This window comes from Kitasatospora sp. NPDC098652, from assembly GCF_044760155.1.
Classification (GTDB): Bacteria; Actinomycetota; Actinomycetes; order Streptomycetales; family Streptomycetaceae; genus Kitasatospora.
Map to the genome: position 1 here is coordinate 137,586 of NZ_JBIWAQ010000006.1, position 23,706 is coordinate 161,291.

The window sequence follows — 23,706 nt, forward strand, 5'->3', positions numbered from 1 at the left end:
GGAGACGGGCCGTAGGATCGCCGATCATGGAACCCCGTACCGGACCCAGCGCCGCGCCGATCGCCGTTCCGCCCGGCCGCGTCACGCTCTCCGACCGCCGCACCCAGCGGAGTTGGAGCGTCGAGGTGGCCCCCTTCGAGCTGGCGCCCTGTCCGGTCACCCGCGAGCAGTACGAGGGCCTCACCGGCGACCGCCGCCCCGCGCACAGCGTCTCCTGGCTCGACGCCGTCCGGTACTGCAACGAGCTGTCCCGGCGCGAGGGCCTCGCGCCCGCCTACCGGGTGGACGGCGAGGACGTCGCCTGGGACCGCGCCGCCGACGGCCACCGGCTGCCCACCGAGGCCGAATGGGAGCACGCCTGCCGCGCCGGCACCGACGGGCCGCGCTACGGCCCGCTGGACGAGATCGCCTGGCACCGCGGCAACTCCGGCGAACGCCCGCACCCGGTCGGCGAGCTGCGGCCCAACGCCCTCGGGCTGTACGACCTGCTCGGCAACGTGTGGGAGTGGTGCTGGGACCTCTACGACCCCGAGGTGTACGGCAGTTACCGCGTCCTGCGCGGCGGCGGCTGGTTCGACGAGCACTGGAGCTGCCGCGCCTCCGTCCGCCGCCGCAGCCACCCGACCCTGCGGATCGACGACGTCGGCTTCCGGCTCGCCCGGTCGATCCGGGCCTTCCGGGACGGTGAATGGCGCGACGTGCTGCGCTACAGCCTGCTGCGCACGGACCCCCGGCCTTAGTTAGGCAGTCCCGAACCACTCCAGCGCGAGGTCGTCCAGGGTGCGCGCCGAGGGCTTCAACTCCCGTAGGTACCAGGGCAGGTTGCTGTACACGTGGAGCAGCGTGTACGCCATCAGCAGGCGCGGTTCGAAGGGGCGGCCGTAGGCGGCGAGCAGCCGCCCGAGCAGGTGGGGGTCGGCGCGGGTGGTGAACAGGCCGACGGCGACCAGGTCGTAGGCCGGGTCGCCGATCATGGCGGGCTCGAAGTCGATCAGGCCGGTGAGCCGCCAGCCGTCGGCCGGGTCGGTGATCAGGTGCTCGCGCATGAACTCGGTGTGCAGCAGGGCGCGTTGTGGGCCGGCCGGGAGCGGGGCGGCAGCCAGGAATTCCGGGATCTGCTCCAACCAGGCCTCGGGCAGGCCGCGTTCGCGCTGCCGGGCGACGGCGCCCGCGCGCTGGCGGGCCAGGAAGGCCGGCCAGTCGCCGGGCGGGAGGGCGTCGGCGAGCGGCTCCGCGCCCGGGGCGGCCGCAGTGCGCGAGGTGTCCAGGGCGTGCAGGGCGGCGAGCGCCTCGCCGCAGTCGTGGGCGATCCGCTCGCGCTCGCGCTGCGGGACGCGCGGCCAGGCCGGGGCCAGGCCCTCGCCGTGCAGGCGGGACATCAGGACGTAGCGCCAGCCGTTGACGTACTCGCCGGCCGCCCGGAGCGCGGGGGTGGGGACGGGGAGCCGGCCCGCCAGGAAGGCCAGGACGCGCTCCTCGGTCAGTGCGTCCCGGGCGGAGGGCGCCGGGAACAGCTTGAGCACGTGCTCGGAGCCCACCGCGTAGACCGGCACGGAGCCCTCCGCGAAGCGCTCCAGCGCCCGCCCGCCGACGCCCAGCCGCGCGCACAGCGCCTCGGCGCCCGGGCGCAGCACCGCTTCCTCGGGGACGACCGCGTCCCCCTGCTCGTCCGTCTCCACCAAGGGCAGCATGCCTGCACCGTAGGCACACCAACGGCCCGGCGGCAAAGGCTTTTCAGTGCTACGAGCCCCCCGCGCGCCCCCGGGGGCCGCAGCCGCCCGGGAGGTCCGGCGGGGTGGGCTCCGGTCCGCTGTCCGGGTCGCGGGTGACCAGGTAGCGGGCGCCGGGGCCGGCCTCGGCGGCGCGGTCGTCCGCGTTGTAGAGGGCGCAGCGGGTGAGCGAGAGGCAGCCGCAGCCGATGCAGCCGGTGAGCTTGGCCTTGAGCCGTTCGAGCTCGGCGATCTGTTCGTCGATCCGGCTCTGCCAGGACTGGGCGACGACGTCCCATTCGGTGCCGCTGGGGGCGGGGCGTTCGGGCAGTCGGTCGAGGGCGACCCTGGCCTCGTCCAGGGAGAGGCCGACCCGCTGGGCGGCCCGGACGAAGGCGACCCGGCGCAGCGTGCCGCGCGGGTAGCGGCGCTGGCCGCCGGCGGTGCGGGTGGCGTGGATCAGGCCGAGGCTCTCGTAGTAGCGCAGCGCGGAGTGGGCCAGCCCGCTGCGGGCGGCCAGCTGGCCGATGGTGAGCAGGTCGCCGGGGCGCGGGGCGGCGGTGCGGACGCTGCCGGGTATCGCGGTCATGGGCACTCACTGTAGCCGCTTGACCTCAAGTTCGCTTTAAGTTGCACGATCGACGCATGACGACGACGACCAGTACGGAAACCGTGGGCCGGGCCCGCTTCGCGGACCTGCCGAACCTGATGGCCCTGATGACCGGCGACGAGAAGCACGGCCCCGCCGCCACCTCCACCCTGGACGCCCTGTGGGTGCTGTACGACCGGGTGCTGCGGGTCTCCCCGGACACCGCCGACGCCCAGGACCGTGACCGCTTCCTGCTGTCCAAGGGCCACGGCCCGATGGCCTACTACGCCGTGCTCGCGGCCAAGGGCTTCCTCGATCCGGCCGTGCTGCCGAGCTTCGGCGGCTACGACTCGCCGCTCGGCCACCACCCGGACCGCGCCCTGCTGCGCGGGGTGGAGATCTCCTCCGGCTCGCTCGGCCACGGCCTGCCGCTGGGCGTGGGCACCGCGCTCGGGCTGCGGGCCCAGGGGCTGGCGGACCCGGCGGTGTGGGTGCTGGTCGGCGACGCCGAGTTCGACGAGGGCTCCAACCACGAGGCGGTGGCCTTCGCCGGTGCGTACGGCCTGGACCGGCTCCACGTGGTGGTGATCGACAACTCCTCGGCCACCCACGGCTGGCAGGGCGGCATCGCCCGGCGCTTCGCCGCCGAGGGGTGGTCCACCGCGACCGTCGACGGCCGCGACCACGAGGCGCTGTACCGGGCGTACACCGCCGAGCACCCGGGCCGCCCGCACGCGGTGGTCGCCCGGGTCGAGCCGAAGGACTCCTGACCGCGCCGCACAACTCCTGAGCACACCAACCAGAGCGCAGCGAAAGGCACTTCACCGATGGACACCATGCGCGACCGCTTCGTCGACGTCACCACCCGACTGCTGGACGAGGACCCCCGACTGGCCGTGGTGCTCGCCGACATCACCGCCGCCGCCTTCGAGCCGGCCCAGCGGCGCCACCCCGACCGGGTGGTCAACGTCGGCATCCGGGAGCAGCTGCTGATCGGCGCGGCCGGCGGCCTGGCGCTGACCGGGATGCGCCCGATCGCCCACACCTTCGCCAGCTTCCTGATCGAACGCCCCTGGGAGCAGGTCAAGTTGGACCTGGTCCACCAGGGCGTCGGCGCGGTGCTGGTGAGCGCGGCCGGCTCCTACGACTGGCCGGCCGGCGGCCGCACCCACATGTCCCCGGGCGACGTCGCCCTGTTGGACACCCTGCCGGACTGGACGGTGCACGTCCCCGGCCACCCGGACGAGGCCGAGCGGCTGCTGCGCGACGCCTACGCGGACGGTGACCGCAACGTGTACGTACGGCTCTCGGCGCACCAGAACGCCGCGCCGGTCGCCGTCGAGCCCGGCCGCTTCACCACCGTCCGCACCGGCGGCCGCGGCGTGGTGCTGGCCGTCGGCCCGATGCTGGACGCGGTGCTCGCGGCCACCGAGGGCCTGGACGTCACCGTGCTGTACGCGGCGACGGTGCGCCCCTTCGACGCCGCCGGTCTGCGCGCCGCGCTGGGCGACAAGGCGGACGTGGTCCTGGTGGAGCCCTACCTGGCGGGCACCTCGGCGAACGAGGCGCACGCGGCGCTGGCCGACCGCCCGCACCGGGTGCTGGCCCTGGGCGTGCCGCGCGAGGAGCACCGGCAGTACGGGTCGATCCCGGAGCACCTGGCCGCCTACGGCCTGGACGCGGCCTCGCTCCGGGAGCGGATCGGCACCTTCCTCTGGTGAGGCCTCGAGCCACGCACATGGCGAAGCCTCGGGTCACGCACGCGGCGGAACCTCAGGCCACGCACACGGTGCGGCCTCAGCCCACCCGGACGACCGCCACCGCGTCCGCCCCCAGCCGAACTGCCGTGTCCTCCAGCGCCGCCGCGCCGAAGGCCGCCACCACCTCCCGCCCGGCGCCGCCCAGCGGCAGCAGGGCCCCGTCCGGGCCCAGGTTGACCGCGATCCGGTACGGCCCCCGGTGCAGCACCAGCCAGCCCGCCGCCTCGTCGTGGTCGACCCGCACCGCGCCGAGGTCCGGGTCGACCAGCTCCGGCCGGGCGCGCCGCAGCCCTATCAACGTCCGGTGCCAGTCGAGGAGTTCGGCGTGCGGGGCGCGCCGGGGCTCGGTCCAGTCGAGCACCGAGCGGAGCACGGTGGCCGGCTCCTGCGGGTCCGGGACGGCCTCGGCGGCCCAGCCGTGCTCGGCGAACTCCCGCCGCCGGCCCTGCCGGACGGCCTCCGCCAGGGCCGGGTCGGTGTGGTCGGTGAAGTACTGCCAGGGAGTGGCGGCGGCCCACTCCTCGCCCATGAACAGCATCGGGGTGAACGGCGAGGTGAGCACCAGCGCGGCGCCGCAGGCCAGTCGGCCGGGGGTGAGCGAGGTGGAGATCCGGTCGCCGAGCGCCCGGTTGCCGACCTGGTCGTGGGTCTGGAGGTAGCCGAGCAGCCGGTGGCCCGCCGCACCGGCCCCGAACGGGCGGCCGTGGCTGCGCCCCCGGAAGGAGGACCAGGTGCCGTCGTGGAAGAAGCCGTGGCGCAGCACCTTGGCCAGGGCGGTGAGCGGCGCGGTCGCGAAGTCCGCGTAGTAGCCCTGGGATTCGCCGGTCAGCGCGCAGTGCAGGGCGTGGTGGAAGTCGTCGTTCCACTGGGCGGTGAGGCCCTGGCCGCCGGCCTCGCGTGGGGCGGTGGTGCGCGGGGCGTTGAGGTCGGATTCGGCGATCAGGAACAGCGGGCGGTTCGACGAGGTCGCCAACTTCTCGACCTCACACGAGAGTTCCTCCAGGAAGTGGACGGCCCGGTCGTCCACGAGGGCGTGCACGGCGTCCAGCCGCAGGCCGTCGATCCGGTAGTCGCGCAGCCAGGCGAGCGCGCTGCCGACCAGGTAGGCGCGTACCTCGTCCGAGCCGGGCGCGTCCAGGTTGACCGCCGAGCCCCAGGGGGTGTGGTGCCGGTCGGTGAAGTACGGGCCGTATGCGGGGAGGTGGTTGCCGGACGGGCCGAGGTGGTTGTGCACCACGTCGAGCACCACCCCGAGGCCCTTGCGGTGTGCGGCGTCCACGAAGCGCTTGAGCCCCTCCGGGCCGCCGTAGGGCTCGTGCACGGCCCAGGGCGAGACGCCGTCGTAGCCCCAGCCGTGCTTGCCGGGGAACGGGCAGACCGGCATCAGTTCGACGAAGTCCACGCCCAACTCGACCAGGTGGTCCAGGTGTTCGGCGGCCGCGTCGAAGGTGCCGCGGGCGGTGAAGGTGCCGACGTGCAGCTCGTAGAGCACCGCGCCGGGCAGGGCCCGGCCGCGCCAGCCGGTGTCCGACCAGCGGAAGGCGGCGTGGTCGACCGCCCGGCTGGGGCCGTCGGGGCCGTAGGGCTGGCGGGGCGAGCGCGGGTCGGGCAGTGGTGGGCCGCCGTCGAGCCGGAAGGCGTAGTCGCCCGCCGGGGCCTCGCCGCTCCACCAGCCGTCCCGGTCCGGGCAGCGCGCCAACTCGTAGGCGCTGCCGCCGACTTCCACGTCCACCCGGCGGGTCGCGTTCGGCGCCCAGACCTCGTAGCGCGACCTCATCGGCCCCTCCTGGTCAGCAGCGCCACCGGGTACGTCGCCAGCAGTTCCGCCACCGGCACCGGACCGGCGGGGAACTCGCGCAACGACAGCTGGTCGGTCCACGGCCCGCCGGGCGGCAGGTCCAGCACGGCGTCGCGCCAGCCGCCCGCCCGCTCCAGCCCGTACGGGAGCCGGGTGACGGCGGTGACCACGTCCTCGCCGCGGGCGAAGGCGAGCAGGTGGTCGGGGGCGGCCAGCGGCCGGTAGGCGCTGAGCGGGCCGGAGCGGCGCAGGTGCAGCGCGGTGGCGGTCAGGTGGAGCTTCTCCCGGGCGAGGTCGCCGGGGCGCGGGGTGGCCGCGTCGGTGAGCCGTACGGCGAGTGCGCCGAGGTCCACCACGCCCCGGTTGTCCGGGTCGACCAGGGTGTACAGCGGCTCCTCGCTGCCCTGGAAGAGGTCCGGCACACCGGGGACGGTCAGGTGCAGCAGGGCGGCGGCCAGGGTGTTGGCGCGGGCGTAGGGGGCGAGCGCCCGCACCCGGCCCTCGATCCGGGTGAGCAGCGCGGCGTCGCCGTGGACGGCGCGGGCCCGCTGCTCCAGGGCCTGCTCGTACCCGGCGTCGGGGCTGGTCCAGGAGGTGTGCAGCTTGGCCTCGCGGACGGCCTTGAGCAGGGCGGCGACCAGCCGGTCCGGGGTGATCGGCCAGGCGGCCACCAGGGTGTGCCAGAGCAGCCAGTCGGCGTCCCGGTCGAGCCCGGGGGCGGCGGGCCCGGCGGCGGCGGACCAAGCGGCGACCTCGGCGGCCCAGGCCTGCGGCTGCTCGGCGAGGACGGCGAGGCGGGCCCGGGCGTCGGCGCTGCGCTTGGTGTCGTGGGTGGAGAGCGCCGTCATGCTGTGCGGCCAGCTGCGCTCCAGGTACCGGCACCAGTCGTGGAAGGCGGCCGGGGACAGCCCGGGCCGGGCGGGGTCGCCGCCGACCTCGTTGAGGCCGGGCAGCGCGTTCCAGCGGTAGAAGGCGGTGTCCTCGACGCCCTTGGCGGCCACGGCGGCGGCGGTCTGGGCGAAGCGCACGCAGAACTCGTCCTTGTCCGCGCTGCGGCCCAGCCGGCCGAGGGCGAGGGCGGCGACCAGGCGCTCGGTGGGGTCGGCGGCGTCGTCCACCGGCAGCCCGGGGTCGTCGGCGGGCTCGCCGGGCCGGGCGTACGGCCGGTACACCGGGTAGTGGGTGAGCAGCCGGCGCAGCGCCGCGCGCAGCTGCCAGGGCGCGTGGTCGGCGTGCGCGGGTTCGGCGGCGCCGATCCGCAGGGCGATCCGGACCAGCCGCTCGACCTCGGCGGTCAGCTCGCCGCCGGGCCCGGTCATCTCGGCCCGGCCGCGCAGGGCGGCGGCGACGGCGGGGTGCGGGTCCGGGCCGGGCCCGTGGCCCGGCCCGCCGCTGTGCAGGCCCGGCCCGTCGTCCAGGGCTGCCTCGCCGCCCGGGCCCGCCCCGCCGTGCAGGAAGGCCTCGTACGCCTCGGCCAGCCGGCGGGCGCCCGCCGGGTCGGTGAGCACGCCGTCGATGCGGCGCAGCGCGTCGTAGCCCGTGGTGCCGGCCACCGGCCAGTCCGCGGGCAGCCGCTCCTCGCCGGTGAGGATCTTCTCGACCACGACGTAGGCGCCGCCGGTGGCGTCGGCCAGGCGGCGCAGGTAGCCGCGCGGGTCGGCGAGCCCGTCGGGGTGGTCGATCCGGAAGCCGTCCAGGACGCCGTCGGCGTGCAGCCGCAGCAGCACGGCGTGGGTGGCGGCGAAGACCTCCGGGTCCTCGGCCCGGACGGCGATCAGCTCGTTGACGGTGAAGAAGCGCCGGTAGTTGAGCTCGGTGCGGGCCAGCCGCCACCAGGCGAGCCGGTACCACTGCCGGGCCAGCAGTTCGGGGAGCGGCAGCCCTTCGGTGCCGGGGCGCAGTGGCAGCTCGTGCCGGTGGTAGCGCAGCACCTCGCCGTCGACCACCAGCTGGTCGAGGACGGCGCCGAGCCGGTCGCCGAGCAGCGGCAGCAGCACCCGGCCGCGCTCCGGGGCGTCGGCGGGGCCGGGCTGGGCGGTCCAGTCGATGTCGAACCAGCGGGCGTACGGCGAGTCGGGCCCGTCCCGGAGCACCTGCCGGAGCGGCTCGTTGAGCCGCTCGGGGACGGGCACGGCCATGTGGTTGGGCACCACGTCGGCGAGCAGCCGCAGGCCGTGCCGGTGGGCCTCGGCGGCCAGGGCGCGCAGCGCGCTCTCGCCGCCGAGCTGTTCGCTGATCCGGGTGTGGTCGACGGTGTCGTAGCCGTGGGTGGAGCCCGGGGTGGCCTCCAGCAGCGGGGAGAGGTGCAGGTGGGAGACGCCGAGGGCGGCAAGGTAGGGGACGGCGGCGGTGGCGTCGCGCAGGGTGAAGCCGGGCTGGAGCTGGAGGCGGTACGAGGCGCTGGGGGCAGCGGTGGGAGGGGTGGCAGGGGTGGCGGCGCTGGGAGGGGTGGCGGCGGTCGGAGGGGTAGCGGCCGGGCGGGGCTGCGCGGGCTCGGCGGCGGAGGTCATAGCTCCATAGGTACCCGGCCGGGCCCGCCGCCAAGACCCGGTGCTGACCCGAACAGGTGAGCGCAAGATCCCCATGGGATCCCGGCACCCGGGTCAGGCCGGCCGCTGGAGCACCATCAGCGAGCGGTCGGTGAGCCACAGGGCGTCGCCGGCCTTGACCCGGGCCCCGGCCCCGGGGGCGGGCAGCCGGGGCTGCGCGGTGTCGACCACGACCTGCCACTCCTGCCCGTGGTCGGCGGGGACGGTGAACTCCAGCGGCTCGAAGTGGGCGTTGAACATCAGCAGGAAGGAGTCGTCGACGATCCGCCCGCCGCGCCGGTCCGGTTCGGAGATGGCGTAGCCGTTGAGGAAGACGGTCAGCGACTTGGCGTAGCTGGCGCCCCAGTTGCGCTTGGTCATCTCCTCCCCGGCGGGGGTGAACCAGGCGATGTCGGTGAGGTCGTCGTAGCCGTCCGGGGCGGGGGCGACGGCGCCGTGCCGCCCGGAGACCGGCCGTCCGTGGAAGAACCGGCGCCGCCGGAACACCGGGTGGTCGCGGCGCAGCCAGATCATCCCCTGGGTGAACTCCAGCAGCCGGGCGGCCGGGCCGTCGCCCTCGGGCCAGTGCACCCAGGCGAGTTCGTTGTCCTGGCAGTAGGCGTTGTTGTTGCCCTGCTGGGTGCGGCCGAGCTCGTCGCCGTGGGAGAGCATCGGCACGCCCTGGGAGAGCATCAGGGTGGCGATGAAGTTGCGCTGCTGGCGCGCTCGCAGCTCCTCGACGGCCGGGTCGGCGCTGGGGCCCTCGGTGCCGCAGTTCCAGGAGCGGTTGAAGGACTCGCCGTCCCGGTTGTCCTCGCCGTTGGCCTCGTTGTGCTTGTCGTTGTAGGAGACCAGGTCGCGCAGGGTGAAGCCGTCGTGGCAGGTGACGAAGTTGATGGAGGCGATCGGGCGGCGGCCGTCGTCCTGGTAGAGGTCGGAGGAGCCGGTGAGCCGGGAGCCGAACTCGGCCAGGGTGGCGTTCTCGCCGCGCCACAGGTCGCGCACGGTGTCCCGGTACATGCCGTTCCACTCCGTCCACAGCGGCGGGAAGTTGCCGACCTGGTAGCCGCCCTCGCCGAGGTCCCAGGGCTCGGCGATCAGCTTGGCCTGGGAGACCACCGGGTCCTGCTGCACCAGGTCGAAGAACGAGGACAGCCGGTCGACCTCGTGGAACTGCCGGGCCAGGGTGGCGGCGAGGTCGAAGCGGAAGCCGTCCACGTGCATCTCGGTGACCCAGTAGCGCAGCGAGTCCATGATCAGCTGGAGCACGTGCGGGCTGCGCATCAGCAGGCTGTTGCCGGTGCCGGTGGTGTCCTCGTAGAAGCGCTGGTCCTGGGCGAGGCGGTAGTAGGAGACGTTGTCCAGGCCGCGCAGCGACAGCGTGGGCCCGAGGTGGTTGCCCTCGGCGGTGTGGTTGTAGACGACGTCCAGGATCACCTCGATCCCGGCCGAGTGCAGCGCCTTGACCATCGACTTGAACTCCTGCACCTGCTGGCCGCGGTCGCCGGTGGAGGAGTAGGAGGAGTGCGGGGCGAAGAAGCCGATGGTGTTGTAGCCCCAGTAGTTGGCCAGCCCGAGGTCGCGCAGCCGGTGGTCGCGGACGAACTGGTGCACGGGCATCAGCTCGATCGCGGTGACGCCCAGCTTGGCCAGGTGCTCGATCACCGCCGGGTGGGCCAGGGCCGCGTAGCTGCCGCGGATCTCCTCGGGGATGCCGGGGTGCAGCTTGGTGAGGCCCTTGACGTGGGCCTCGTAGATGACGGTGCGGTGGTAGTCGGTGCGCGGCGGGTGGTCGGTGCCCCAGTCGAAGTACGGGTTGATGACCACCGAGTGCATGGTGTGCGGGGCGGAGTCGAGGTCGTTGCGGCGCTCGGGGGCGCCGAAGTGGTAGCCGTACACGGACTCGTCCCAGTCGATGTGCCCGCTCATCGCCTTGGCGTACGGGTCCAGGAGCAGCTTGGCGCTGTTGTGCCGCTGACCCAGGCCCGGGTTGTACGGGCCGTGCACCCGGAAGCCGTAGCGCTGGCCGGGCTGGACGCCCGGGAGGTAGGCGTGCCGGACGAAGGCGTCCGTCTCGCGCAGTTCGACGGCGGTCTCCGAGCCGTCCTCGTCGATCAGGCACAGCTCGATCCGGTCGGCACTCTCCGAGAACACCGCGAAGTTGGTGCCGACCCCGTCGTAGGTGGCGCCGAGGGGGTAGGGCTTACCGGGCCAGACCTGCATGAGTCCTCAACTTCCTTGTGACATACGGAAACTGATGTGTAGTCCGACAGGTGGTCCGGCCGGGCGGCCGGCCCGGACGCTCTCTTCCCGGCCGGGCGGCCGGGCATGTGCGGTCCTGACCGAGCCGTGACGCACGGCACAGCCCGCACACTCCCCCGAGATACTCCCCGAGCCCTTCCCCGGCGGCCGGGAGGTACCGCCGGGGTTAGTCCGAACGGGTGTCCGGCGAGCATTCGTGTGAAGACTGTTGTCACCGGTGCGGGAGATGCGCCGGAGGGCCCCTGGCCGATCCGGCTGCGGACGGCTCGCGGTGGGCAGTACCCTTGATCGTCCGGCCGCTCCGGCCGACCGGTGATTGTCAACGGCCCGTCAACGGCCCCCGCGCCCGCGGGGGTCAGCCGCAGATGAGGTGGCGCATGGTGTTCCCTGCTGGCGGCCGCGGCTCCGGGTCCGACGGCCCCGACCGGGGCGGCGCCCGCAGCGAGGCGCCCACGGTGGTCATGCGCCCCACCATGACCGGCCGCGCCCTCGTGCCCGCCCAGAGCGGCCCGGTCGAGGTCCCCGCGCTCGCCTGGTCGGCCGCCGAGTGGGAGGACTCCTACCAGCGGGTCCGGCTCTCCGGGCGCGCCTACGTCTGGCTCAACCTGGTCGAACAGCGGCTGCGCTCCCTGGTCGACGAGGTGCTGCACCCCATCTACGCCCCCGCCCACGGCGAGGACTGGGTCACCGCCGCGGCCGGACCGGCCGGCGAGGAGTGGGCCCACCGGGCCGGCGCCGTGCGCGAGGTCAGCCGCCGCAAGGGCTACCTCCTCGACCCGGCCGACGACGACCCGCTGGTCTTCCTCACCCTGCCCCAGCTGCGCGAGCTGATGGTCCAGCACTGGCCCTGCTTCGAGCCCTACCTCGCCGACCGGCGCGAGATCGAACTCGCCCTGGACGAACTGGAAGTGGCCCGGCACGTGGTCTCCCGCAACCGGGTGCTCACCCAGACCGTGCTGGCCCAGACCGAGCGCGCCGCCGCCCGGCTGCTCGCCGTCCTCGACGGCGGCGCGGGCGGGGTGCCCGCCGACGTGGTGGAGTCCCTGGTCGCCGGACGCTACGCCGACGTGGTCGCCGTGCACGCCGACCGGGTCCGGCTGCAGCGCGACCTCCCGGTCGAGGACCTGCTCGACGGCGCCCGGCGGCTGGACGCGCTCGGCATCGGCCTCGGCATGCTCTGCCAGAACTACACCGGCAAGCGCCTGGTCCGCCTGGCCGGCGAGGGCTGCCGGGTGCGGCTGCTGTTCCTCAACCCGGCGAGCAGTGCGGTGCGCCGCCGCGAACGCGAACTCGGCCTGTCCCGGGGCGAGTTGTCCCGCGCCATCGAGATGAACATCATGCACGTGCGGCGGGTCCGGGCCCGGCTGCGGGACCAGGGCGGCTTCGAGATCAGGGTCTTCGACGAGACCCCGCGCTTCACCGCCTACCTGGTCGAGGGCCCCCGCCCCACCGGCCCGGTGGCCGGCCGCCGGGCCGGCCGCGACCTCGGCGTCATCCAGCCCTACCTGCGCCGCTCGCGCGGCATGGAGTCCCCGGCGCTGATCCTGCGCGGCGGCGCCGGCCAGCAGCCGGGCGGGACCGAGCCGGGGCTGCTGGAGGTCTACCGCGAGGAGTTCGAGGGGGTCTGGGCGGACGCCCGGAACGTCTCCTGAGGGAGCGGCCCACGGCCCGCATGGTGAGACAACCGCTGGTGGAGGCGGTGCGCGCGCTGGAACACTGCGGTGCGTGAACAGCCTCCCCGCCTGGACCCTGGAACCCGCCGGGCCCAAGGACCTCGACCCGATCAGCGACCTCAAGGACCAGGTCATGCGCGCCGACCTGGAACGCCTCGGCCGCTGGGACCCGGAGCGCTCCCGCCGCCGGGTCCGGCACGCCTTCTCCACCCGGTACACCTCGGTCCTCCTGGTCGACGGCGCCTTCGGCGGCTCCGTCACCATCCGCCCCGACGAACGCGGCGGGCGCCGGCTGGAGATGTTCTACCTGGCCCCCCACCTCCAGGGCCGCGGCCTCGGCAGCGCCGTGCTGCGCCACCTGCTCGCCGACGCCGACGCGGCCGGCGAGCCCGTGCACCTGACCGTCCTGCGGGGCAGCGCCGCCCAGCGGCTCTACGAACGGCACGGCTTCGAGGTCGTCGACGAGGACCCGATCGACGTCACCATGCACCGGGAGCCGGCCCGATGACCCCCGACGGAGCCGGGGCCCGCTGGCCGACCGGGGCCCCTCACGTGCAGTAACGATTCACCCATCACCCCTGGTCGGGACGGGTGCGCCCGTGGTAGGTGTAAGCCCCGTGAAGATCACGGGGGATGACGGGGCCGTACTGCGCCTCGAAGACGTACACCGCACCTACGGCACCGGCCCGGAGGCCGTACGGGCACTCAGAGGGGTGGACGTCGGCTTCGACCGCGGCACCTTCACCGCCGTCATGGGGCCCTCCGGCTCCGGCAAGAGCACCCTGCTGCAGTGCGGCGCCGGGCTCGACCGCCCCGACCGCGGCCGGGTCGTGCTGGACGGCACCGACCTCGCCGGGCTGACCGAGACCCAGCTGACCGTCCTGCGCCGACAGCAACTCGGCTTCGTCTTCCAGGCGTTCAACCTGGTCGGCTCGCTCACCGCCGAACAGAACGTCGGCCTGCCGCTGCGCCTGGCCGGGCGCCGCCCCGACCGCGCCGAGGTCCACCGGGCGCTCGCCCAGGTCGGCCTCGGCGAGCGGGCCGGCCACCTGCCCTCCCAGCTCTCCGGCGGCCAGCAGCAGCGCGTCGCCATCGCCCGCGCCCTGATCACCAGGCCCCGGATGCTGTTCGCCGACGAGCCCACCGGCGCCCTCGACAGCTCCAGCAGCCGCGACGTCCTCGCCCTGCTGCGCGACCTGGTCGACCGCGAGGGCCAGAGCACCGTCATGGTCACCCACGACCCCGTCGCCGCCGCCCACGCCGACCGGGTGCTCTTCCTCGCCGACGGCCGGATCGTCGACGACCTGCCCCGCCCGACCGCCCAGCAGGTCGCCGAGCGGATGACCGCCCTGGAGACGGCGGGGACGGCGGCATGACCTCGCTCGGGACCCTGCTGCCCGTCGCCGCCGCGAGCCTGCGCCGCCGCAAGGCCGCCTTCGCCGGCTCCTACGTCGCCCTCACCCTCGGCGTCACCCTGGTCGCCACCACCGGCAGCCTGCTCAACGAGACCGCCGGGGACGACTCCCCGCTCGGCGCGCCCTCACTGCACAAGGTGCTCCAGTTCACCTCCGCGATGGCCGCCTTCGTCGCCGTCTTCGTGGTCGCCGGCACCTTCGCCTTCGCCGTCGCCCAGCGCCGCCAGGAGATCGCGATGCTGCGCGCCGTCGGCGCCACGCCCCGCCAGATCGTCCAGCTGATCACCGGCGAGGCCGCCGTCGTCGCCCTCGTCTCCGCCGTCAGCGGCTGCCCGCTCGCACTGCCCGGCGCGCCCGCCCTCGCCTCCTGGCTGGTCGCCCGCGGCGCCGCCCCCGAAGGCTTCACCGCCCGGCCCGCCGTCGGACCGATGCTGCTGGCCGCCGCCGTCGGCCTGGCGGTCGCGCTGCTCGGCGCCGTCACCGCCGCCGTCCGCGCCGGGCGGGTGCGCGCCGTCGAGGCGCTCGGCGACGCCGCCGTCGACCGCAAGGTGATGACCGGGCCGCGCTGGGCCTTCGCCGTCCTCGGGCTGCTCGGCCTGGTCGGCGGCGTCGCCTACTACCTGTCCGCGGCCACCCTGCCGCCCGCCCCCGGCGACCAGCCGGACGACCCGCAGCTCGCCTCCCAGTGGGTGATGGGCGCCGACCTGGCCACCATCACCACCCTCGCCCTGTTCGCGCCCGTCGTCGTCCCGCTGCTGGTCCGGCTGCTCAGCGCCCCGCTCGCCCGGCTCACCGCCGCCGCCCCGCTGCTCGCCCGGCAGAACGCGCTCACCGCGGTGCGCCGCACCGTCTCCACCGCCACCCCGGCCTTCCTCACCATCGCGCTCACCGGCACCATGGTCGGCTCCACCGCCGCCTTCGCCGAGGCCATGACCGCCCAGGGCCGGGCCACCGCCGCCGCCCGCTACGTGCTGCGCCCCGGCGCCGCCCCGCTGCCCGCCGACGCCGCCCACCGGCTCACCGCCGGCCGGCCCGACCTGCACGCCACCGCCACCACCTCCACCGTGGTCACCGGCCTCGGCGCCGACCGGCCCTCCTTCGACGACCACGGCGAGGACTCGCCCGCCAGCGCGCCCTCCGCCGCCACCGTCGTCGACGGCGACCTCGCCACCGCCTGGACCCTGCCCGCCGTCGACGGCACCGCCGCCGACCTGCACGGCGCCACCCTCGCCGCCTCCACCGACCAGGCCCGCGGCCACGGCTGGAAGGTCGGCGACCAGGTCAACCTGCGCCTCGCCGACGGCACCGTCACCGGCCTGCGGCTCGCCCTCGTCTACCGCACCCAGCTCGGCCTGGACGAGGTCCTGCTCAGCGGCGACGCCGTCACCGGCCACCTGAACGGCGCCCGCCCCGGCGCCGTCCACCTCAGCGCCGAACCCGCCGACCGGCTCGGCGGCGTCCTCACCGACGCCCGCGACCCCGGCCCCGACCCGAACGCCCACTACGCCTGGATCGCCACCACCACCATCCTCGGCCCCGCCCTGCTCTACGCGCTGATCGCCATCGTCAACACCATGGTGATGAGCGCCGCCGACCGCCGCCGCGACTTCACCGTGCTGCGGCTGGCCGGGACGCTGCGCCGTCAGGTGCTGCAGATGGTCGCCCTGGAGGCCGCCCTGGTGGTGGCCACCGCCGCCGTCCTCGCCCTCGCCGCCACCGCGCTCACCCAGTACGGCACCACGGCCCTGCTCAACCACCGCATCCTGGCCGGGCAGGCGAGCGTCGCGCTGCGGCTGCCCTGGCTGCCGCTGGCCGGCGGCGCGGCGCTCTGCCTGGTGCTCGCCGTGGCCTCCGGCGTGCTGTCCGGCCGGCTCGCGCTGAGCGGACGGGCAGCGGCCCGGTAGGCCTCACGCCGGTCGACCGCCGGCGGAAGACCGGACTGCCCCGCCCGCATTCAGCGGCCGGGGCAGTCCGCATGAAGAACGCTCAGTACTCCCACGGATTCAGCACAGCCGCACCGGTGCGCGCCAAGTGCTTGACGTTGCGGCTGACAAGCGTCCATCCGTTCGCGAGGGCCGTGGCCGCGATCAGCGCGTCGGGCGGATCGATACCGGCCCCGAGGCTCTTGAGCCGACGGTGGACGGCGAGGTAGGCGGAGGACTCCCGCTCGCCGATCACGGCGATCCGCCCCTGGTACTCAGCCCGGAGACCGTCGAGGACCCGATCGAGAACGGCCCGCCGCAGCGGATCAGGGGTTGCCGCCACGCCGGCCTCGATCTCCGCGACGGTGATGACACTGAGAAAGTGCTCGGTGGCCGGGACGGATCGGGCCCACTCGATGACCGCGGGAGCCGGCTTCGGTCGCGTCGTGAGCTCGGCGACCACGTTCGTGTCCAGCAGGTAGGTCACTCGGGGGCTTCCTCGTCGTCGTAGGAGCGAGCGCCGAACTCCAGGCCCTCGAGGGGCGTCGTCAGGAGGAAGTCCAGGAAGCCGTCGGTTCCCAACGTTGCCCAGCGGTGCAGCATGGCGGGCAGCGCGTCGATGTCGGTGTCGGCGAGCTCAGCGTCGAAGTGTTCGACCTGGTCCTCCGGCAGCGATCCGCGAATCTCTCCGATGGTCCGCAGCGGGTGGGACTCGTCGGGCCCGTGAGGGGGCACGGGCAGGTTCGGGGCGGTGCTCATGGTCGGCTCCTCCGTTCGGGTCCGGGGAACAGCGTAGGGCGACCGGGCCCTTGATCGGCTCCCCTGCCGGTCGGGTTGTCGGTGGGGCGGGTGATGATAGGGGCTGTTTCGCCGGAGGACGGAAGGACACACCTGATGAGCTGGTGGCAGCAGCCACTGGTCGGCTTCGACCTGGAGACCACGGGCACCGACCCGGCCGTGGACCGCATCGTCACGGCCGCGCTCGTGGACACCGTCGGCGCCGTCCGGGTGGAGGCCGCCAACTGGCTGCTCGATCCCGGGGTGCCGATCCCCGCCGAGGCCGAGGCCATCCACGGCATCGGCGACGCCCTGGCGCGCAGCAGGGGGCGGCAGGCCAAGGAGGCGGTCGAGGAGATAGCCGCGGCGCTCTGCGCGCGGATCGCGGACGGACGGCCGGTGGTCGCCTTCAACGCGCCCTTCGACCTCTCGCTGCTCGACGCCGAGCTGCGCCGCTACGGCCTGCCCGTGCTCGCCGAGCGCCTCGGCGCCCCGGTCGGGCCGGTGCTGGACGCACTGGTCATCGACCGGGCCGTCGACAAGTACCGCAAGGGCTCGCGCACCCTGCAGCGGGTCTGCGAGGTGTACGGGGTGGAGCTGACGGACGCCCACGAGGCGGGCAGCGACGCGCTGGCCGCCGTCCGGGTCGCCGTCGCCCTGGCCGGGCGCTACCCGGTCGAGGTGGGGGAGGTGGCCCCGGCCGAACTGCACCGGCGCCAGATCGACTGGTACCGGGACTGGGCCGAGGGCCTCCAGGCCTGGCTGCGCCGCGGCAAGGACCCGCACGCGGTGGTGGACCCGCGCTGGCCGTCCAGGCCCTCCGGATGACCGGCCCGGCCGACCCCGTACGCCGGGGCCACCCCGCCCAGCCCGCCCACCCCGCCCAGCCCGCCCACTTCGTGCGCGCGGCGGGCCCGGCGGACCTGCCCGGCTTCCTCGCCCTCGCCGCCGAGGTCGAGCACTGGTTCGGCCCGATGGTGGCCGAGCCCGGCTTCCACCGCGCCGTGGAGAAGTCGATGGCCCGGGGCACCGCGACCGTCGCCGAGTCCACCGGGGGACTGCTCGGCGGCCTGCTGTTCGGCCCCGCGCAGGACGGGCCGCACCACCTGCACTGGCTGGTGGTGGCCGGCCGCGCCCGGGGCACCGGCGTCGGCCGGGCGCTGGTCGAGGACGCGCTGCGCCGCCACCACGTCCGCGCCCCGGCCGTCGTCGAGGTGGTCACCTTCGGCCCGGACCACCCCGGGGCGGTGGCCGGCGGCGCCCGGGTGTTCTACGAGCGGCTGGGCTTCACCCCGGCCGAGGCCGCGGCCCCCGGACCGGAGGGCGGCTCCCGGCAGGTCTACCGGCTGCACCTCGGCTGAGGCCCCGCCCCGGCCTCAGCCCTGGATGTCCAGCCCCACCGGGTGGGCCGGGTCCACCGGGCAGACGAACACGTGCAGTTCGCCGTGCCGGCCCAGGGACAGGTCCGGGTCCTCGCCGCTCTCCACCGTGAGCAGGAGCACCATCCGGGCCCCGCAGCGGCAGTCGATCGGGATCAGGTCGGTGCAGTGCCAGGACGGCCATCCGCCCAGCTTCCAGCCGTCCGCCCGGCCGAGGTCCCGCTCGTACTCCAGGCCCTGTCGCTCGGCGAACTCCGCGACGGCGCGGGCGAGTTCCTCGGGCAGTTCGTCCCGGTCGGGCAGGTCGAGGAGGTGTTCGGGGCGCACCGCGCAGGGGCGCGGCAGGTACTCCGGCGCGCTGTGGCGGGGCGGCGGGGGAGTGGCCGGGGCGAGGTCGGCGGCGCGCTGCCAGTGGAGTTCGACGGCGGGGCCGTAGTAGTAGCGCTCGCCCTGGATGTCGTCGTGGTCGTTGGGGCACCAGAGCACCTGGAGCAGGTCGGTGCCGGGCGGCCGGGGCAGGTGCGGGGCGTCCTCGGCGCGGATCCGGGCGAGCGGGACCAACGCCGTCGCGGCGGTGGGCGGTTCGGGCGCCCTGCGGGGGAGGGCGTCCTCCTCCTCGGGATGGCGCGCGGTGCAGTGCGGCCAGGGCTCGCCGGGCGGCCACTCGGCCGGGCCGCCGATCCGGCTCGCCGCGGGGTCGGCGGGGGCGCCGCCGCGGACGGCGTACGGGTGCAGCAGGGTGGCGGGCCGCAGGTGGCGGGCCAGCCCGGGGACGGCGGCGAGGAGGGCGGCGGTGTCGGTCACGGCCGCCCACCCTACGGGCCACGGCCCCACGGGCCCTAGGCGGCGGGGAAGTCGAAGGTGTACCCCTGGGCGACCAGCCAGGGCAGCAGCTGCTTGAGCGCGGCCACGGTCTGGCTGCGGTCGCCGCCGCCGTCGTGCATCAGGATCACGCCGCCGGGCCTGAGCTGGCTCTGCACGGTGGAGACGATCGCGGCCACGCCCGGGCGGGACCAGTCGCGGGGGTCGACGGACCAGCCGAGCGAGTCCATCCCGAGCCCGGCGGCGATGTGCTCGTTGTCGGCGGTGAAGCCGCCGCCCGGCGCGCGGAACCAGCTGACCCGGGTGCCCGGCCCACCGGCCTTGACGATCATGTCGCGGGCGGCGGAGATCTCGTACACCGCCTTGTCGTGCGGGAGCTTCTCGAACGGCTGGGGGTGGTGGACGCTGTGGTCGCAGAGCCGGTGGCCCTCGGCCAGCACCCGCTTGACCAGGGCCGGGTTGGCGGCGGCGTTCTGGCCGATCTCGCAGAAGGTGGCCTTGACGTGGTACTGGGCGAGCAGGTCGAGGATCTGGCCGGTGGCCGGGCCGGGGCCGTCGTCGAAGGTGAGGGCGACGGTGCGGCCGCCGGAGGCGGTGGAGCCGATCACCTTGGTGGCCTGACCGGGTTGCGCGGGCGGCGCGGCGGGGGTGCCGGCGGGGGTGGTGCCGACGGGCGTGCCGGTGGCCGGGGCGTGGCCGGGGGTGGCCGCCGCGGTCGGGGTGCGCGGCTCGGCGCCGGCCGGCGGAGCGGCCCGGCCGGGGCCGGCGGCGTCGGAGCCGGGGGTGGGGGCGATGGTGGCGGCCGCGGTGCCGGTCGGCTGCTGGGCGGCGGCGCCCGGAGTGGTTGCGCCCGGGGTGGTTGCGCCCGGAGTGGAGGCGCCCGGAGCGGTGGCGGTCGCGGTGGGCTGCAGCGCCCCGCTGGCGGTGCCGCACGCGGACAGTCCCAGCACGGCGGCCACGGCGACGCAGCCCGCGACGAGCCGTCGGCGGCCGGCGGCGGTGCGGGAGTCGGGGAGGGGGCTGCGGCGGGTGGGGGTCCGGTGCATGGCGGCGGCTCCTGCGGGCGGGAAGGGGGCCGATCCCTCGGTCAGGATGACTGTGCGATAGGACGCCGATCGTACGTGTCCCGGTTGCGCGCCGGACCGTTCCGGCCTAAGAGTCTTCTCACACTCGCCCGGTTCGACGTCCGCCGCTCCCAGGAGGTAGCCGCCCGCCGTCAGAACGGGTACCAGCGCACCCCGGTGGCCCCTTCCCGGAGCGAGTCGACCCGGCGCCGGAACTCCGCGAGCGCCGCCGGGTTCCCGGCCGCCTGCTGGGCGACCCAGGAGGCGCTGGTGGTCTCCCGGGCCCCGCGCAGCACTTCGAAGCCGGACCAGTCGCGCACGTCCCGGCCGTAGGCCCCGGTGAACGCCAGGTAGTCCTCCTCGGGCACCCCGTAGCGGTCGTGGGCGAGCGCCAGGACCACCAGGTCGTGCTCGCGCAGGTCCCGGGAGAAGGTCTCCAGGTCGAGCAGCACCGGCCCATCCGGTCCGACGTGGACGTTGCGCGGCAGCGCGTCGCCGTGGATCACCCCGGGCGCGAGCTCCGGCACCAGGCCGGGCAGGGCGGCCGCGAAGGCGTCCCGGCGCTCGCGCAGGAAGGCGACGTCCGCCGGGTCGACCTGTCCCTCGGCGGAGGCCAGCCAGCGCTCCACCGGGGCCAGCAGGTCGCGCCCGTCGAGCGGGAAGGGCGGCAGCGGCAGTGCGTGCAGGGCGCGCAGCAGCGGGGCGAGGTCGGCCGGGCGGGCCGGCCGGACGGCGGGGGCGAGCCGGTGCCAGAAGGTGACCGGGTGCCCCTCGGCCCGGTGCGGCCCGGCCTCGACCCGCTCGTACGGGCGGACCACCGGGATGCCCTGCCCGGCCAGCCAGTGCGCGACGGCCAGTTCGCGCCGGGCCCGGTCGTACAGTCCGGGGCCGCGGCCGACCTTGGCGACCACGGCCGGGTCGCCGAGGTCGAAGACGGCGTTCTCGCCGAGCGCGAGCAGCCGCGCCCCGTCGGGGGCGGGCAGTCCGGCGGCGGCGCAGGCCCCGGCGAGCAGCAGCCGGGCGCGGGCCTCGTCGAAGGGGATCATGGCTGGGCTCCGTTCCGCCGGTGTTCATCCGGGGGATCCCGGACGGTGATCATCATGACGCACGGAGCGGCCCGCCCCGCGGCCCCGGGCGAACGGACCCGGGGTGCCGGGCGAACGGGCCCCCGGGCGGGCGGCCCCCGGGGCGGGCCGCGCGGGCGTGGTGGGGGTTTTCCCTGGTTCCCTACCCCTAGGCCTCCTCCTCCGAGGTAGGGGGCGAACTCCACCCTGAGGGGGAGGAGGCTCCACCCGGAGCACGAGGCCAACGGCGCTGCGACCGGGAGAGACTGGGGCGGGGCCGGTTCGGGGCGGCCCCACAACGGGGGTTGGACCACGGGGGCTCCTTGCCGCACGGCGAGCACGTACTCGTAGGCTGACGCCCAGACCTACTTACCTGCCGACCGGCTAGTAGACGCCAAAGCGCGTCCGGCCCGGTCCTGCCGTCGCCCAGCGTCCCGTCCCCCAAGGGCTGCGGTGAACCATGCCCAGGAGGCATCGAGCATGTTCCACCGACTAGGACAATTCGCCGTACGCCGCGCGTGGTGGGTGATCGGCGCGTGGCTCGTCGCCATGGTCGCGATCTTCATATCCTCGCCCAAGGTGACCTCCCAGACGGACGAGGCGTCGTTCCTGCCCAAGCACTACGAGTCCATCCAGGCCGCCGAGGTGCAGGCCAAGGCCTTCCCGGCCGCCTTCACCCCGGACGCCCTCATCCTCTTCGAGCGCAACGACGGCGCCGCGCTCACCGACGCCGACACCAAGGCCATGGGCAAGCTGACCCAGGACCTGGCGGGCAAGAAGATCGACGGCGTCGAGGCGGTCAACCCGCCGGCCGAGAAGGTCGGCTACTCCGAGGACCGCAAGTACGCGATGGGCACCATCGCCATCGCCAAGGCAAGCAGCAGGACCCGAAGGCGATCGCGGCCGTCGCCAAGGCGGTGCGCAACGACGGCAAGGACCTGGCGGGCCCCACCGGCCTCAAGTTCCAGCTCGGCGGCTCCGCCGCCCAGGCCCTGGACCAGCAGGAGTCCTCCAGCGACACCGAGGGCCTCATCACGATGGCCACCCTGGTGCTGGTCATCGTGATCGTCGGCATCATCTTCCGCAGCGTCCTGGCCGGCCTGCTGCCCATCCTGGTCTCGCTGATCATCGCCCTGCCGACCTCCATGGGTCTGATCAACTACGCCACCAAGGCCTTCGACCTCAAGAGCACGGACATCCTCACGCCGATCCTGATCGTCGTCGTGCTCGGTGTCGGCACCGACTACTTCCTCTTCCTCGCCTTCCGCTACCGCGAGCGGCTGCGGGCCGGTGAGGACCGCAAGGCCGCCGTCGTCAACGCCGTCGGCCGGGTCGGCGAGGCGATCGCCTCCGCCGCCGGCGCCGTCACCATCGCCTTCGCCGCGCTGATCCTCTCCAGCCTCGGCATGTTCCAGGCCCTCGGCCCGGCGCTGGCCATCGCGGTCGTCGTCACCGCCCTCGCCTCCGTCACCCTGGCCCCGGCCCTGCTCGCCGTCATCCCCGCCCGGGCCGTCTTCTGGCCCGGCAAGAAGTGGATGCGGGAGCCCGGCGACGCGCGCTTCACCGCGCTCGGCCGGGCCGTCGAGAAGCGCCCGGCGCTCACCGCCCTCGCCTCCGGCGGCGTCCTGGTCGCCCTGACCCTCGGCGCCCTGGGCTACAACGGCCTCTTCGACATGACCAGCGGCTCCATGCCCAAGGAGAAGGAGTCGATGGTCGTCCAGGACAAGATGTCCACCGCCTTCTCCAAGGGCGCCGCCTCCCCCAGCCAGGTCTTCCTGAGCAGCACCGACGGCCGGAAGCTCGACCCGGCCTCCTTCCAGGCCTACGCGGACAAGCTGCACGTCGCCGGTGTCGCCCAGGTGTTCCCGCCCACCCCCACCACCGCCACGAGCCAGAACAAGACCATCAGCGACGACGGCACCACGGCCCAGTTCACCGTGATGCTCAAGGACGAGCCCGCCAGCAACGAGGCCATCGCCACCGTCACCGAACTGCGCGCCGTCGCCCACGCCCAGGCCCCGGCCGGCACCGAGGCCAAGGTCGGCGGCCTCAGCTCGGTGTTCAAGGACATCAACCTGGCGATGACCCACGACTACAAGCTGGTCTTCCCGATCGCCGGGCTGCTCATCCTGCTCATCCTGGCGCTCCAGCTGCGCAGCGTGGTCGCCCCCTGGTACCTGATGGTCTCGGTCGGCCTCGGCTTCGGTGCCACCCTCGGCGCCGCCACGCTGCTGTTCCAGAAGATCGGCCACGAGACCGGCCTGATGTTCATGATGCCGATCCTGATCTACCTCTTCGTGGTGGCGATCGGGACCGACTACAACATCCTGATCATCGCCCGCCTGCGCGAGGAGGCCCGCGCGGGCCGCTCCCCGCGCGAGGCGGCCCGCGAGGCGCTGCGCCACGCCGGTCCGACCGTCGCGGCGGCGGGCTTCATCCTGGCGGCCTCGTTCGGGACCTTCATGCTCGCGGGCAACACCTTCATGATGGAGTTCGGCTTCGCCATGGCCTTCGGCATCGTGCTGGCGGCCTTCGTGATGGCGATGTTCTTCACCCCGGCGCTCACCGCGCTGATCGGCAACAAGGCCTGGTGGCCCGGCCACGGCGGTGACGCCCGTCCGGGTGCGGGCCACGCCCCGCTGGTCGGCAGCACCATGCCGCCGGAGCCGGTCGGCCGGCACTGACCCGAGGGCCCGGTGACGGGCCGGACGGCACTGACCCGACGGCCCGGCGACGGCCCGGCGACGGGCCGGACGGCGGACGGCGCCCCGCTCCGGCGGGGCGCCGTCCCCTGTTTCCAGGGGGGCCAAACGTGATCTGTCGAGCAGAAAAGTCCCCGGTCAATCGGGGTGCGGCCGTGCTACAGTCGAGGCAGTTGCAGTTTTGGTTCCCATGAACGTGTGTGTGCGCCTGCTGGTACCAACCAACAGGCGCATTTGTTTTG

The 23,706-nt window shown here is 74.7% G+C and carries 20 protein-coding genes; 10 read left to right on the forward strand and 10 right to left on the reverse strand.

The window, feature by feature from the left end:
• Nucleotides 1-26 precede the first annotated feature (26 nt).
• Nucleotides 27-740 carry a formylglycine-generating enzyme family protein gene (locus ACIQWA_RS16055; protein WP_402482721.1) on the forward strand — a complete coding sequence of 238 codons (714 nt, stop codon included), beginning with the start codon at nt 27-29 and terminating at the stop codon, nt 738-740.
• On the opposite strand, the gene ACIQWA_RS16060 is transcribed toward ACIQWA_RS16055, so the two are convergent.
• Nucleotides 741-1,691 (reverse strand): phosphotransferase family protein, encoded by a 951-nt coding sequence (locus ACIQWA_RS16060; protein WP_402482724.1) that lies wholly within the window; start codon nt 1,689-1,691, stop codon nt 741-743.
• Nucleotides 1,692-1,740: 49 nt separating this feature from the next.
• The gene (soxR, locus tag ACIQWA_RS16065; protein WP_402482726.1) at nt 1,741-2,298 is read right to left on the reverse strand and encodes a redox-sensitive transcriptional activator SoxR; all 558 of its coding nucleotides are present in this window, start codon (nt 2,296-2,298) and stop codon (nt 1,741-1,743) included.
• 56 nt (nt 2,299-2,354) lie between these two features.
• Here soxR and ACIQWA_RS16070 point away from each other — a divergent pair, with 56 nt between their 5' ends.
• Both ACIQWA_RS16070 and ACIQWA_RS16075 read left to right on the forward strand, forming a co-directional pair.
• Nucleotides 2,355-3,068 (forward strand): transketolase, encoded by a 714-nt coding sequence (locus ACIQWA_RS16070; RefSeq protein WP_360234683.1) that lies wholly within the window; start codon nt 2,355-2,357, stop codon nt 3,066-3,068.
• Nucleotides 3,069-3,125: 57 nt separating this feature from the next.
• Nucleotides 3,126-4,019: a transketolase family protein gene (locus tag ACIQWA_RS16075; protein ID WP_402482730.1), complete on the forward strand. Its 894-nt coding sequence runs from the start codon at nt 3,126-3,128 to the stop codon at nt 4,017-4,019.
• Between the two features lie 76 nt (nt 4,020-4,095).
• Here the strand turns inward: ACIQWA_RS16075 and treZ are convergent, their stop codons facing one another.
• From treZ to glgX, 3 genes are all read right to left on the reverse strand, one after another.
• The gene (gene treZ / locus ACIQWA_RS16080) at nt 4,096-5,835 is read right to left on the reverse strand and encodes a malto-oligosyltrehalose trehalohydrolase (protein ID WP_402482733.1); all 1,740 of its coding nucleotides are present in this window, start codon (nt 5,833-5,835) and stop codon (nt 4,096-4,098) included.
• The gene (locus tag ACIQWA_RS16085) at nt 5,832-8,366 is read right to left on the reverse strand and encodes an alpha-amylase family glycosyl hydrolase (RefSeq protein WP_402482736.1); all 2,535 of its coding nucleotides are present in this window, start codon (nt 8,364-8,366) and stop codon (nt 5,832-5,834) included. The genes treZ and ACIQWA_RS16085 overlap by 4 nt, the downstream gene beginning before the upstream one ends.
• Before the next feature lie 93 nt (nt 8,367-8,459).
• Nucleotides 8,460-10,607, reverse strand: a complete 2,148-nt coding sequence (gene glgX / locus ACIQWA_RS16090) for a glycogen debranching protein GlgX (RefSeq protein ID WP_402482739.1) — start codon at nt 10,605-10,607, stop codon at nt 8,460-8,462.
• A 416-nt stretch (nt 10,608-11,023) separates the two neighbouring features.
• Here glgX and ACIQWA_RS16095 point away from each other — a divergent pair, with 416 nt between their 5' ends.
• The 4 genes from ACIQWA_RS16095 (at nt 11,024) to ACIQWA_RS16110 (ending at nt 15,638) form a co-directional block, all read left to right on the forward strand.
• The gene (locus ACIQWA_RS16095) at nt 11,024-12,298 is read left to right on the forward strand and encodes an SAV2148 family HEPN domain-containing protein (RefSeq protein ID WP_402482742.1); all 1,275 of its coding nucleotides are present in this window, start codon (nt 11,024-11,026) and stop codon (nt 12,296-12,298) included.
• Between the two features lie 73 nt (nt 12,299-12,371).
• Nucleotides 12,372-12,827 carry a GNAT family N-acetyltransferase gene (locus tag ACIQWA_RS16100; protein WP_402482745.1) on the forward strand — a complete coding sequence of 152 codons (456 nt, stop codon included), beginning with the start codon at nt 12,372-12,374 and terminating at the stop codon, nt 12,825-12,827.
• 109 nt (nt 12,828-12,936) lie between these two features.
• On the forward strand, nt 12,937-13,695 hold the full coding sequence (locus tag ACIQWA_RS16105) for an ABC transporter ATP-binding protein (RefSeq protein WP_402482748.1): 759 nt from the start codon (nt 12,937-12,939) through the stop codon (nt 13,693-13,695).
• Nucleotides 13,692-15,638, forward strand: coding sequence for an FtsX-like permease family protein (locus ACIQWA_RS16110; protein ID WP_402482751.1), 1,947 nt, complete (start codon nt 13,692-13,694; stop codon nt 15,636-15,638). Before ACIQWA_RS16105 ends, ACIQWA_RS16110 begins: the two co-directional genes overlap by 4 nt.
• A gap of 82 nt (nt 15,639-15,720) precedes the next feature.
• Here the strand turns inward: ACIQWA_RS16110 and ACIQWA_RS16115 are convergent, their stop codons facing one another.
• Nucleotides 15,721-16,143: a type II toxin-antitoxin system VapC family toxin gene (locus ACIQWA_RS16115; RefSeq protein ID WP_402482754.1), complete on the reverse strand. Its 423-nt coding sequence runs from the start codon at nt 16,141-16,143 to the stop codon at nt 15,721-15,723.
• A complete protein-coding gene (locus ACIQWA_RS16120; RefSeq protein WP_402482756.1) occupies nt 16,140-16,415 on the reverse strand; it encodes a hypothetical protein in 276 nt (91 codons plus the stop codon). The genes ACIQWA_RS16115 and ACIQWA_RS16120 overlap by 4 nt, the downstream gene beginning before the upstream one ends.
• Nucleotides 16,416-16,550: 135 nt before the next feature.
• Here ACIQWA_RS16120 and ACIQWA_RS16125 point away from each other — a divergent pair, with 135 nt between their 5' ends.
• Together ACIQWA_RS16125 and ACIQWA_RS16130 are read left to right on the forward strand one after the other, a co-directional pair.
• Entirely contained in the window at nt 16,551-17,261 is a 711-nt protein-coding gene (locus tag ACIQWA_RS16125) for an exonuclease domain-containing protein (protein ID WP_402482759.1), read from the forward strand.
• Entirely contained in the window at nt 17,258-17,794 is a 537-nt protein-coding gene (locus ACIQWA_RS16130; RefSeq protein WP_402482761.1) for a GNAT family N-acetyltransferase, read from the forward strand. The genes ACIQWA_RS16125 and ACIQWA_RS16130 overlap by 4 nt, the downstream gene beginning before the upstream one ends.
• Nucleotides 17,795-17,809: 15 nt before the next feature.
• Here the strand turns inward: ACIQWA_RS16130 and ACIQWA_RS16135 are convergent, their stop codons facing one another.
• The 3 genes from ACIQWA_RS16135 to ACIQWA_RS16145 form a co-directional block, all read right to left on the reverse strand.
• Nucleotides 17,810-18,616, reverse strand: coding sequence for a DUF1963 domain-containing protein (locus ACIQWA_RS16135; RefSeq protein ID WP_402482763.1), 807 nt, complete (start codon nt 18,614-18,616; stop codon nt 17,810-17,812).
• A 35-nt stretch (nt 18,617-18,651) separates the two neighbouring features.
• Entirely contained in the window at nt 18,652-19,680 is a 1,029-nt protein-coding gene (locus tag ACIQWA_RS16140) for a polysaccharide deacetylase family protein (protein ID WP_402482764.1), read from the reverse strand.
• A gap of 170 nt (nt 19,681-19,850) precedes the next feature.
• On the reverse strand, nt 19,851-20,744 hold the full coding sequence (locus ACIQWA_RS16145; RefSeq protein ID WP_402482766.1) for a phosphotransferase enzyme family protein: 894 nt from the start codon (nt 20,742-20,744) through the stop codon (nt 19,851-19,853).
• 935 nt (nt 20,745-21,679) lie between these two features.
• Here ACIQWA_RS16145 and ACIQWA_RS16150 point away from each other — a divergent pair.
• The gene (locus ACIQWA_RS16150) at nt 21,680-23,446 is read left to right on the forward strand and encodes an MMPL family transporter (protein ID WP_402482768.1); all 1,767 of its coding nucleotides are present in this window, start codon (nt 21,680-21,682) and stop codon (nt 23,444-23,446) included.
• Nucleotides 23,447-23,706 lie beyond the last annotated feature (260 nt).